This window comes from Mycobacterium sp., from assembly GCF_040398885.1.
Classification (GTDB): domain Bacteria; phylum Actinomycetota; class Actinomycetes; order Mycobacteriales; family Mycobacteriaceae; genus Mycobacterium.
In genome coordinates this window covers 1-11,407 of sequence record NZ_JBBATF010000099.1, presented here as the reverse complement: position 1 = coordinate 11,407, position 11,407 = coordinate 1, and the positions used below count along the sequence as shown (strand labels likewise).

Sequence of the window (11,407 nt, the reverse complement as noted above, 5' to 3'; positions counted from 1 at the left end):
ACTGTCCGAGCAGGGTTGGAAGACCTTCGTGCGCGGTCTGGCCAATGACGGCGTGCAGGGCCCCTCGGTCGCCAACTACATGAAGAACACTCTCGGCGACAAGAAGATCTGCGTCGTCGACGACAGCACCGACTACGGCTCCGGTTTGGCCAAGGCGGTCCGCGACACCCTGGGCCCGGTCGCCGATTCGGCCTGCAACATCTCGGTGAAGAAGGGCGACAAGGACTTCTCCGCAGCGGTGACGCAGGTCAAGGGGCAGTCGCCGGATTCGGTGTTCTACAGCGGCTACTACTCCGAGGCGGCCCCGTTCGTGCAGCAGCTGCGCGACGCCGGTTACGCCGGCAAGTTCGCCAGCGCGGACGGCTCCAAGGACCCGGAGTTCGTCAAGCAGGCCGGATCGTCGGCCAAGGACGCCATCCTGTCCTGCCCGTGCGGTCCGGCCAGTGCGGCTTTCGCCGACGAGTACACCAAGAAGTTCGGCCAGGGCCCTGGCACCTACAGCACCGAGGGTTACGACCTGGGCACCATCCTGGCCAAGGGCATCGACTCGGGCGCGGTCACCCGCGAGGCACTGCTCGACTACGCCAAGAAGTACAACGGCCAGGGAGTGGCGCGTAAGTACCAGTGGACCGACAACGGTGAACTCACCACGACACTGATCTGGATGTACAAGGTCCAGTGAGAGGCTTCGCGGGGCGCGGCCGGTCGCGGCCGCGCCCCCTGGAGTACTAGTGCAAGGAGTGGGTTGCGCCGATGATCCAGGAGTGCCTGGGCAACTACGCCTGCCTCGCCGGTGACATCGGCTTCAACGTCTCCAACCTGCGAAACGGCTTCTGGCAGTTCACCGTCGACGGACTGGCCTGGGGCGCCATCTACGCACTCGTGGCGGTGGGCTACACGCTTGTCTTCGGCGTGCTGCGGCTGATCAACTTCGCGCACTCCGAGATCTTCATGCTCGGCATGTTCGGCGCCTACTTCTGCCTGGACATCATCCTGGGTTTCACGCCGAGCGGCAACGCCTACAACCGCGGGGTCGGTCTGACCGTGCTGTATCTCGGGGTCGCCATGCTGTTCGCCATGGCGGTATCAGGCACGGCCGCAATCGGTTTGGAGGCGATCGCCTACCGGCCACTGCGGCGCCGCAACGCCCGCTCGCTGACCTTCCTGATCACCGCGATCGGGATGTCGTTCGTGCTGCAGGAATTCGTCCACTTCGTCCTGCCCAAGATCATCAAGGGCTACGGCGGCAGCAACGCCCAACAGCCGATCATCCTGGTCCAGCCCAAGACCCAGTTCCACATCTTCGGCGCCTCGGTCTCCAACATCACGCTGGTGATCGTCGGCGCAGCCCTGGTGCTGGCGTTGCTGACCGACCTGGCGATCAACCGCACCAAGTTCGGCCGGGGCATCCGCGCGGTGGCCCAGGATCCCGTCACCGCCACGCTGATGGGTGTCTCCCGGGAACGCATCATCCTCAGAACGTTCCTGATCGGCGGCATGCTGGCCGGCGCGGCCGCGCTTCTCTACACCCTGCGCGTCCCGCAGGGCATCATCTACTCGGGCGGCTTCCTGCTGGGCATCAAGGCCTTCTCGGCCGCCGTGCTCGGGGGTATCGGGAACCTGCGTGGGGCGTTGCTCGGCGGTCTGCTGCTCGGGGTTATGGAGAACTACGGGCAGGCCGTGTTCGGCACCCAGTGGCGCGATGTCGTCGCCTTCGTACTGCTGGTTCTGGTGCTGCTGTTCCGCCCCACCGGCATCCTGGGCGAGAGTCTCGGGAAGGCCCGCGCGTGAGCCACCGGACTGCGGATTCCGCTGTGGGGAACACACTGCTGGCGCCGGGCGACGCGTTGCGGCACTGGTGGGCTGATCGCACCCGCGTGCAGAAGTGGGGTTTCGGGGCTGTGGCATTCGCCGCGTTGGCCCTGCTGCCGCTGTACACGCCGCCGTTCCTGGACACCACCGGCATCTCATTCGGCGGGACCATGGCGCAATTCGCGATGGTAGCGATCATCGCCGTCGGGCTCAACGTCGTCGTCGGCCAGGCCGGTCTGCTGGACCTGGGCTACGTCGGCTTCTACGCCGTCGGCGCCTACACCGTCGCCATGCTGACCAGTCCGGACAGTCCGGTGAACCGGTTGGGGCAGGGCGTGTTCACCGAGAAGTGGGCGTGGTTGGCCTGTTTGCCGATCGCCATGGTCGTCACGGCACTGGCCGGGTTGATCCTGGGCATTCCGACGCTGCGACTGCGCGGAGACTATCTGGCCATCGTCACCCTCGGCTTCGGCGAGATCATCCGACTCCTCGCCGACAACCTGGCCGGGATCACCAACGGCCCCCGGGGCCTGAACGAGGTCGCCTATCCGCGGGTCGGCCAGACCGAGAAACTGCCCGAAGGAGTGTTCTCCAGCGGCAACTCCTCCGGCGATGCCAACTACGGCACCTGGTGGTTCTGGTTGGGCCTGGCGTTGCTGGTGGTGATCCTGCTGCTGGTCGGCAACCTCGAGCGCAGCCGGGTCGGCCGCGCCTGGGTGGCCATCCGCGAAGACGAGGACGCTGCTGAAGTCCTGGGTGTCGACACCTTCAAGTTCAAGCTGTGGGCCTTCGTCATCGGGGCGGCCATCGGCGGGCTGTCCGGCGCGCTCTACGCCGGGCAGGTGCAGTACGTCGCGCCGCCGACCTTCAACATCATCAATTCCATGCTGTTCCTGTCCGCGGTGGTGCTCGGCGGGCAGGGCAACAAGCTGGGGGTCGTCTTCGGCGCTTTCGTCATCGTGTATCTGCCCAACCGTCTGCTCGGTGTGGAATTCATGGGAATCAACCTCGGCGACCTGAAGTACCTGTTCTTCGGCCTGGCCCTGGTGGTGCTGATGATCTTCCGCCCGCAGGGGCTGTTCCCGGTGCGCCAGCAGTTGCTGGCCTATGGGAAGTCGGCCCGCCGGCTGCTGGCGTCGGCCGACGAGAGCAAGGCGGCGTAGTGAGCGAGCCGCTGATCGACGAGGCGATGGCCTCGCTGACCCGCGACGTCGGTGTCGCCGAAGGCGAAACCCTGCTGCAGGCAAGCGATCTCACCGTTCGTTTCGGCGGCCTGACCGCACTGGACTCGGTGAGTTTCGGGATCAGGCGCGGTGAGATCCTCGGGCTGATCGGACCCAACGGCGCCGGCAAGACCACCTGCTTCAACGCCATCACCGGGGTGTACCGCCCGACGTCGGGAACCGTCGTGTTCGACGGGCAACCGCTGGGTCGGCGCAAACGCCACCAGATCACCCGGCTGGGCATCGCGCGCACCTTCCAGAACATCCGGCTGTGGGGCGAGATGACCGCGCTGGAGAACGTCGTCGTCGGCACCGACGCCCGGCACCACACCTCGGTCCCGGGCGCGCTGGTCCGCACCCCGCGGCATCGCCGCGAGGAGCACACCGCCATCGAAAAGGCCGCGGCGCTGCTGCAATTCGTCGGCATCGCCCATCGCGGCGAGGAGAAGGCCAAGAATCTGCCCTACGGCGATCAGCGGCGGCTGGAGATCGCCCGCGCGCTGGCCACCGAGCCCAAGCTGCTGTGCCTGGACGAGCCCGCCGCCGGGTTCAACCCGAGCGAGAAGTCCGCGCTGGTCGACCTGATCCACGCGATCCGCGACGACGGCTACACCGTGCTGCTGATCGAACACGACATGCGTCTGGTGATGGGCGTCACCGACCGGATCGTGGTGCTGGAGTTCGGCCGCAAGATCGCCGAGGGACTGCCGGGAGAGATCCGCGACGATCCGGCCGTGATCGCCGCCTACCTGGGGGTGCCCGATGACCAACTCTGAGACGGCGATGAGCGTATCGCGCGAAGAGCAGACCGTTTTGCTGGAGGTCCGCGACGCCGTTGTGCACTACGGCAGAATCGAAGCGCTGCACGGGGTTTCGCTGACGGTGCGGCAGGGGGAGTTGGTGACTCTGCTCGGCTCCAACGGGGCCGGCAAGACCACGCTGATGCGGGCCATCTCCGGACTGCGGCCGCTGTCGCGGGGGTCGGTATGGTTCGACGGCCGCGACATCACCCGGGTCAAGGCGCATCAGCGGGCGATCGACGGGCTGGTGCAGGCACCTGAAGGCCGCGGCGTCTTTCCCGGTATGACGGTGACCGAGAACCTCGAAATGGGTTGCTACGGGCGCAAGTTCGAGTCCAAAGCCGCCCACGACGAACGGCTGGACTGGGTGTTCGCCACCTTTCCCCGACTGGCTGAGCGCAGCAAGCAGGTCGGTGGCACGCTCTCCGGTGGCGAGCAGCAGATGCTGGCGATCGGCCGGGCGCTGATGGCCCGGCCGCGGGTGCTGCTGCTCGACGAGCCGTCGATGGGCCTGGCGCCCATGGTGATTTCGCAGATCTTCGGCATCATCGCCGACATCAACGCCGAGGGGACCACGGTGCTGCTGGTGGAGCAGAACGCCCAGCAGGCGCTGAGCCGCTCCGACCGGGCTTACATCCTGGAGACCGGCAACGTCACCCGCGAAGGTCCGGCCCGGGAGTTGTTGGCCGACGACAGTATTCGCGCGGCGTATCTCGGGGTGGCCTGACCGGCCCGACTGACGATCCGACCGCGAGCGTGCGCGGCGGTGGGATACTCAGCGGGCGACGACCACCGAGGACCCGTGTCCGAACAACCCCTGGTTGGCGGTGACGCCGACCGTCGCGCCCGCCACCTGGCGGCCGGTGGCCTGGCCGCGCAACTGCCAGGTCAGCTCGCAGACCTGGGCGATCGCCTGGGCGGGGATCGCCTCGCCGAAGCAGGCCAGACCGCCGGACGGGTTGACCGGAATCCGTCCGCCGACTGTGGTGGCACCGGAGCGCAGCAGTGCCTCGGCCTCACCCTTCGGGCACAGGCCCAGATGCTCGTACCAGTCGAGTTCCAGTGCGGTGGACAGGTCGTAGACCTCGGCCAGGCTCAGGTCCTCGGGACCTATTCCCGCCTCGGCGTAGGCCACGTCGAGGATGTGGGTCTTGAACACCCGATCCGGCGCGGGGACGACGGCGGTGGAGTCGGTGGCGATGTCGGGCAACTCAGGCAGGTGCTGCGGGTAGTTCGGGGTGGCGCACGACACCGCTCGCACCGAGGGCACCCCGGCCGTCGAGCCCAGGTGTTTCTCGGTGAAGGCCTTGCTCGCCACCACCAGGGCCGCACCACCGTCGGAGGTGGCGCAGATGTCCAGCAGCCGCAACGGGTCGGACACCACCGGGCTGGCCAGGACGTCCTCGATCGAATTCTCTTTGCGGTAGCGGGCATTGGGGTTGTTCAGGCCGTGCCGGGAGTTCTTCACCTTCACCTGCGCGAAGTCCTCCAGGGTCGCCCCGTAGAGGTCCATGCGGCGGCGGGCCAGCAGCGCGAAGTACACCGTGTTGGTGGCGCCGATCAGGTGGAACCGCTGCCAGTCCGGGTCGTTGCGGCGGTTCCCGCCCACCGGTGCGAAGAACCCTTTCGGCGCCTTGTCGGCGCCCACGACCAGTGCCACGTCGCACAGCCCGGCCAAGATCTGAGCGCGCGCGGACTGCAGGGCCTGCGACCCCGAGGCGCAGGCGGCGTAACTGGAGGACACCGGGATCCCGGTCCAGCCCAGCTTCTGGGCGAACGTCGCGCCGGCGACGAAGCCCGGGTAGCCGTTGCGGATGGTGTCCGCGCCGGCCACCAGTTGGATCTGCCGCCAGTCCAGACCGGCGTCGCGCAGTGCGGCCCGTGCCGCGTACACGCCGTGTTCGGTGAAGTCGCGGTCCTCCCACTTGCCCCACGGGTGCATGCCCGCGCCGAGAATGTAGACGGGTTCCGGGGCGCTCACGTGGCGACCCTCCACGCATACACGGTGCGCTCGACGCCGTCGTCGTCGATGTAAAGCGGCATCGTCGTCAACTCCATCTGCATCCCAACCTTCAGGTCGGCGGCCGAGGTCCCCGCGACCACCTTCCCGAGAACGATCAGACCCTCGGTTTCGATGTGCACCGCGGCCACCGCGAACGGCTCGAACGGGTCGGTCTGCGGGTACGGAGAGGGCGGCTGATAGTGGTTCTCGGTATAGCTCCACAACGTCCCGCGCCGCGACATCGCGACCGGCTCGAGTTCGTCGGCCCCGCAACCGGGATTGGGGCAGTTGTTCTGCCGGGGCGGAAAGACGTAGCTCCCACATCGCGGGCATTTCGCCCCGACCAGGTGCGGAGTCCCGGATTCATCGAGCGACCACCAGCCCTCGATGGCGGGAACGCCTTGCGAACCGGGCATGCAGGTCAGCCTAGTCGCGAAAGTGGCAGTGCCTAGAGTGAGAGCCGTGAACGCTGGGAAGGGCGCCGAGGACACGCCGACATTGATGTTGCTGGACGGCAATTCGCTGGCCTTCCGGGCGTTCTACGCGCTGCCGGCGGAGAACTTCAAGACCCGCAACGGCCTGACCACCAACGCCGTCTACGGGTTCACCGCGATGCTGATCAACCTGCTGCGCGACGAGGCGCCCACCCACATCGCCGCCGCCTTCGACGTCTCCCGCCAGACCTTCCGGGCCGAGCGCTTCCCGGAGTACAAGGCCACCCGCAGCGCCACCCCCGACGAGTTCCGCGGCCAGATCGACATCACCAAGGAAGTCCTGAACGCGCTGGGCATCACGGTGCTGGCCGAACCCGGCTACGAGGCCGACGACATCATCGCCACCCTGGCCACCCAGGCCGACGAAGCCGGCTACCGGGTGCTGGTCGTCACCGGGGACCGGGACTCGCTGCAACTGGTCAACTCCGACATCACGGTGCTCTACCCGATCAAGGGGGTGAGCACCCTGACCCGGTTCACCCCGGAGGCCGTGGTGGAGAAGTACGGCCTCACCCCCGAGCAGTACCCGGACTTCGCCGCGCTTCGCGGCGATCCCAGCGACAACCTGCCCGGCATCCCGGGGGTGGGGGAGAAGACCGCGGCCAAGTGGATCGTCGAGTACGGCTCCCTGCAGGGTCTGGTCGACAACGTCGACTCCGTCCGCGGCAAGGTCGGAGATTCGTTGCGCGCCAACCTTTCCAGCGTGGTGCTCAACCGGGAATTGACCCATCTGGTGCGCGACGTGCCGTTGGCGCAGACCCCGGACACCCTGCGCCTGCTGCCGTGGGACCGCGACCAGATCCACCGACTCTTCGACGACCTGGAGTTCCGGGTGTTGCGGGACCGGCTCTTCGACACCCTGGCCGCCGTCGAACCCGAGGTCGACGAGGGCTTCGACGTGCGCGGCGGCGCACTGGAGCCCGGCGAGGTGGGCGCCTGGCTCGACCGGCACGCTCGCGGCGGACGGCGAGCCGGGATGGCGGTGAGCGGCACCCGGGTCGTCTACGACGCCGACGCTACGGCGCTGGCCATCGCCCCCGCGGGCGGCGACGGCGCCTACATCGACACCGCGACCATGACGGCCGCCGACGAGGCGGCACTGGGGGCCTGGCTGGCCGACCCGTCCGCCCCGAAGGCGCTGCACGAGGCCAAGCTCGCCATGCACGAGCTGTCCGGGCGGGGCTGGACGCTGGCAGGCGTCACGTCCGACACCGCTCTTGCCGCCTACCTGGTTCGCCCGGGGCAGCGCAGCTTCACCCTCGACGATCTGTCCCTGCGTTACCTGCGTCGCGAGCTGCGTGCGGAAACCCAGGAGCAGCAACAGCTTTCACTGCTCGACGACACCGACGGGATCGACGACCAGGCGGTGCAGACGCTGATCCTGCGGGCCCGCGCCGTCGTGGACCTGGCCGACGCTCTGGATGAGGAACTGGCCCGGATCGACTCGTCGTCGCTGCTCGGCGAGATGGAACTGCCCGTACAGTCGGTGCTGGCCGGCATGGAGAGCACCGGCATCGCCGTCGATCTGGACAAACTCGATGTGCTGCAGAGCGAGTTCGGCGATCAGATCCGCGACGCCGCTGAGTCCGCCTACTCGGTGATCGGCCAGCAGATCAACCTCGGCTCGCCGAAACAGTTGCAGGTCGTGCTGTTCGACGAACTCGGCATGCCCAAGACCAAGAAGACCAAGACCGGTTACACCACCGATGCCGACGCGCTGCAGTCGTTGTTCGACAAGACCGGCCATCCGTTCCTCGAGCACCTGCTGGCCCACCGCGACGCCACCCGCCTGAAGGTCACCGTCGACGGCCTGCTGAAGTCGGTTGCCGCCGACGGCCGCATCCACACCACGTTCAACCAGACCATCGCCGCCACCGGTCGGCTGTCCTCGACCGAACCGAACCTGCAGAACATCCCGATCCGCACCGAGGCGGGCCGTCGCATTCGGGATGCCTTCTGCGTCGGGGACGGATACGCCGAACTGATGACCGCCGACTACAGCCAGATCGAGATGCGCATCATGGCCCACCTGTCCAGGGACGCGGGTCTGATCGAGGCGTTCCGCACCGGCGAGGACCTGCACAACTTCGTCGCGTCGCGGGCCTTCGGGGTGCCGATCGACGAGGTCACCGCCGACCTGCGTCGTCGGGTCAAGGCGATGTCCTACGGACTGGCCTACGGTCTGAGCGCCTACGGCCTGGCCGCCCAGTTGAAGATCTCCACCGAGGAGGCCAAGGAGCAGATGGACGCCTACTTCGCCCGGTTCGGCGGGGTGCGGGACTATCTGCTGGCAGTCGTCGAGCAGGCCCGCAAGGACGGCTACACCTCCACCGTTCTCGGCCGGCGTCGCTATCTCCCTGAGCTGGACAGCAGCAACCGTCAGCTTCGCGAGGCCGCCGAACGGGCAGCCCTCAATGCGCCGATCCAGGGCAGCGCGGCCGACATCATCAAGGTCGCCATGATCGGGGTCGACGAGGCGCTTCGACAGTCCGGTCTGACGTCGCGGCTGCTGCTGCAGGTGCACGACGAACTTCTGCTCGAGGTGGCGCCGGGGGAGCGGGACGCCGTCGAGGAACTGGTGCGAGACCGGATGGGCGGGGCCTACCCCCTGGACGTGCCGCTGGAGGTTTCAGTCGGCTACGGGCGGAGTTGGGACACGGCGGCGCATTAGTGACGGGTTGGCTCAGCCCCGGAGGGGTGGCGGGACGGGTTGGCTCAGCCCGTTCATCTGCGCCAGCACCGGCCCGGCCTGCGCCCTCGCCGCCATCACCGCGTAGGCCTCCTCGCTCTGCAGCGCGAAAACCCGCTCGTCGCCGAAGCCGCGGTCGATCCGGTCGCGCACGTAGGCCAGTTCGACGACCTGGTTCAGGAATCGCTTCACCGCCGACGCCGCCGGCCGCCCCGCGAACCGGCCGGCGGCCGCGACCGCGGCCTTGCGGGACCGCAACGAGCCCAGCCAGGCGGCCTCCATCGGCGTCAGCAACCCGCCGGTGATCATCGCGGGAAGCTTCCCGGCCACTATGTGCTGCTCGCGCCGCCGGCTGGCCACCGCCAGGGCGACGGCGAGGGCGAACACCGGCATCATCCACAACACGTAGACGTTGAGGTAGGTCTGGAAGCTCGCCAGGGCCGACCCGTTCCACAACCCGTGCAGGGCCACCGCCCCCAGGTAGCCGAGCAGCAGGAAGCCCGCCGCGGCGGCGCGGTTTCGCTGCCTGAGCGCGTAGTACACGCCGATGCCGGTCATCGTGGTGAACAGCGGGTGGGCAAAGGGCGCCATCACCAGTCGCATGGCGGCGACGGCCAGTGCGCCCGGCAGGGTCTCGGCGCCGGCGATGTAGAGGATGTTCTCCACCCAGGCGAAACCCAGCGCGGTCAGGCCCGCGTAGACCAGGCAGTCGGTCAGGGTGTTCAGCTCGTGGCGCCGCCGCCCGGTCATCATGACCAGCAGGAACAGGCCTTTGGCCGCCTCCTCGACCAGCGGTGCCCCCACCACGACGGTCAGCGGACCGGGCTTGTCGCCGTCGCCGCCGAAGGCCTGCTCGAACAGTTCCGAGAACAGCACCGACAGCACCACCGCCACCGACGCCCCCCACAGGAACGCCATGATCAGCAGCCGCGGCGGCTCCGGTTCCCAGCGATCCAGCCACAGGTAGCAGAGCAGGACGCCGGCCATCGCGGCGCTGGCCAGGACGAAACCGAGCACCGTCCCACCCGGGTCGGCGACACTGCCCAGCAGCAGGATCAGCACCGCCAGGGTGCCCAGCGCGATGATCGCGGCCAGCGGAGCGCCGACTTTGCGGACCGGGCGCGGGAACGGGGGGGCCAAGCGGTAGACGACGCCGGGGGTCTGGAGCACCCCAGGAGAGTAGCTGTGAGGCGCCTGGTTTGGCCGCGTTGTGCCTTGTCGAGTAGTCTCGTTCGGTATCCGTGCGCAGGTCTGCGGGTACAAACCTGTAAACCCGTCCCTTCGATCAACCCTGTCCGGAGCAACCCAACACATGCCCAGTCCCACTATCACCTCGCCGCAAGTAGCCATCAACGACATCGGCACTGCCGAGGACTTCCTCGCCGCTATCGACAAGACCATCAAGTACTTCAACGATGGCGACATCGTCGAGGGGACCATCGTCAAGGTGGACCGGGACGAGGTTCTGCTCGACATCGGTTACAAGACCGAAGGCGTCATCCCTTCCCGTGAGCTCTCCATCAAGCACGACGTGGACCCCAATGAGGTCGTGTCCGTCGGCGATGCGATCGAAGCCCTGGTCCTCACCAAGGAGGACAAGGAAGGCCGCCTGATCCTGTCCAAGAAGCGCGCTCAGTACGAGCGCGCCTGGGGCACCATCGAGGCGCTCAAAGAGAAGGACGAGGCCGTCAAGGGCACCGTCATCGAGGTCGTCAAGGGCGGCCTGATCCTCGACATCGGGCTGCGCGGCTTCCTGCCGGCGTCGCTGGTGGAGATGCGCCGGGTCCGCGATCTGCAGCCGTACATCGGCAAGGAGATCGAGGCCAAGATCATCGAGCTGGACAAGAACCGCAACAACGTGGTGCTGTCCCGCCGCGCCTGGCTCGAGCAGACCCAGTCCGAGGTCCGCAGCGAATTCCTCAACCAGTTGGTCAAGGGTGCCGTCCGCAAGGGTGTGGTGTCCTCCATCGTCAACTTCGGCGCGTTCGTCGACCTCGGCGGCGTCGACGGCCTGGTGCACGTCTCCGAGCTGTCCTGGAAGCACATCGACCACCCGTCGGAGGTCGTCCAGGTCGGCGACGAGGTCACCGTCGAGGTGCTCGACGTCGACATGGACCGCGAGCGGGTTTCTTTGTCGCTCAAGGCCACTCAGGAAGACCCGTGGCGGCACTTCGCCCGCACCCACGCCATCGGCCAGATCGTGCCGGGCAAGGTCACCAAGCTGGTGCCGTTCGGTGCCTTCGTCCGTGTCGAGGAGGGCATCGAGGGTCTGGTGCACATCTCCGAGCTCTCCGAGCGCCATGTCGAGGTCCCCGACCAGGTGGTCGCAGTGGGCGACGACGCCATGGTCAAGGTCATCGACATCGACCTGGAGCGCCGCCGGATCT

General features: G+C 67.6%; 10 protein-coding genes. 7 read left to right on the top strand and 3 right to left on the bottom strand.

Annotated features, from left to right (window positions below; genetic code table 11):
• The 5 genes from ADBZ5U_RS10515 to ADBZ5U_RS10495 form a co-directional block, all read left to right on the top strand.
• The coding region (locus tag ADBZ5U_RS10515) for a branched-chain amino acid ABC transporter substrate-binding protein (RefSeq protein ID WP_526265126.1) at window positions 1-682 on the top strand (682 nt) is incomplete at its 5' end.
• A 71-nt stretch (window positions 683-753) separates the two neighbouring features.
• The gene (locus ADBZ5U_RS10510) at window positions 754-1,791 is read left to right on the top strand and encodes a branched-chain amino acid ABC transporter permease (RefSeq protein WP_526265124.1); all 1,038 of its coding nucleotides are present in this window, start codon (window positions 754-756) and stop codon (window positions 1,789-1,791) included.
• Between the two features lie 23 nt (window positions 1,792-1,814).
• Window positions 1,815-2,975: a branched-chain amino acid ABC transporter permease gene (locus ADBZ5U_RS10505; RefSeq protein WP_526265122.1), complete on the top strand. Its 1,161-nt coding sequence runs from the start codon at window positions 1,815-1,817 to the stop codon at window positions 2,973-2,975.
• A 26-nt stretch (window positions 2,976-3,001) separates the two neighbouring features.
• Window positions 3,002-3,811 (top strand): ABC transporter ATP-binding protein, encoded by an 810-nt coding sequence (locus ADBZ5U_RS10500; protein ID WP_526265131.1) that lies wholly within the window; start codon window positions 3,002-3,004, stop codon window positions 3,809-3,811.
• 7 nt (window positions 3,812-3,818) lie between these two features.
• Window positions 3,819-4,562 (top strand): ABC transporter ATP-binding protein, encoded by a 744-nt coding sequence (locus tag ADBZ5U_RS10495; protein ID WP_526265120.1) that lies wholly within the window; start codon window positions 3,819-3,821, stop codon window positions 4,560-4,562.
• Window positions 4,563-4,610: 48 nt separating this feature from the next.
• Here the strand turns inward: ADBZ5U_RS10495 and ADBZ5U_RS10490 are convergent, their stop codons facing one another.
• Window positions 4,611-5,816, bottom strand: coding sequence for a lipid-transfer protein (locus ADBZ5U_RS10490; protein ID WP_526265118.1), 1,206 nt, complete (start codon window positions 5,814-5,816; stop codon window positions 4,611-4,613).
• Window positions 5,813-6,253 (bottom strand): Zn-ribbon domain-containing OB-fold protein, encoded by a 441-nt coding sequence (locus ADBZ5U_RS10485; protein WP_526265116.1) that lies wholly within the window; start codon window positions 6,251-6,253, stop codon window positions 5,813-5,815. The genes ADBZ5U_RS10490 and ADBZ5U_RS10485 overlap by 4 nt, the downstream gene beginning before the upstream one ends.
• Before the next feature lie 85 nt (window positions 6,254-6,338).
• Here ADBZ5U_RS10485 and polA point away from each other — a divergent pair, with 85 nt between their 5' ends.
• On the top strand, window positions 6,339-9,002 hold the full coding sequence (polA, locus tag ADBZ5U_RS10480; RefSeq protein ID WP_526265129.1) for a DNA polymerase I: 2,664 nt from the start codon (window positions 6,339-6,341) through the stop codon (window positions 9,000-9,002).
• A gap of 12 nt (window positions 9,003-9,014) precedes the next feature.
• Here polA and ADBZ5U_RS10475 read toward each other — a convergent pair whose 3' ends face one another.
• A complete protein-coding gene (locus ADBZ5U_RS10475) occupies window positions 9,015-10,190 on the bottom strand; it encodes a PrsW family intramembrane metalloprotease (protein WP_526265114.1) in 1,176 nt (391 codons plus the stop codon).
• Between the two features lie 142 nt (window positions 10,191-10,332).
• Between ADBZ5U_RS10475 and rpsA the strand changes: the two genes are divergently transcribed.
• Window positions 10,333-11,407, top strand: a 1,075-nt coding sequence (gene rpsA, locus ADBZ5U_RS10470) for a 30S ribosomal protein S1 (protein WP_526265112.1), incomplete at its 3' end; no start/stop codon positions are given.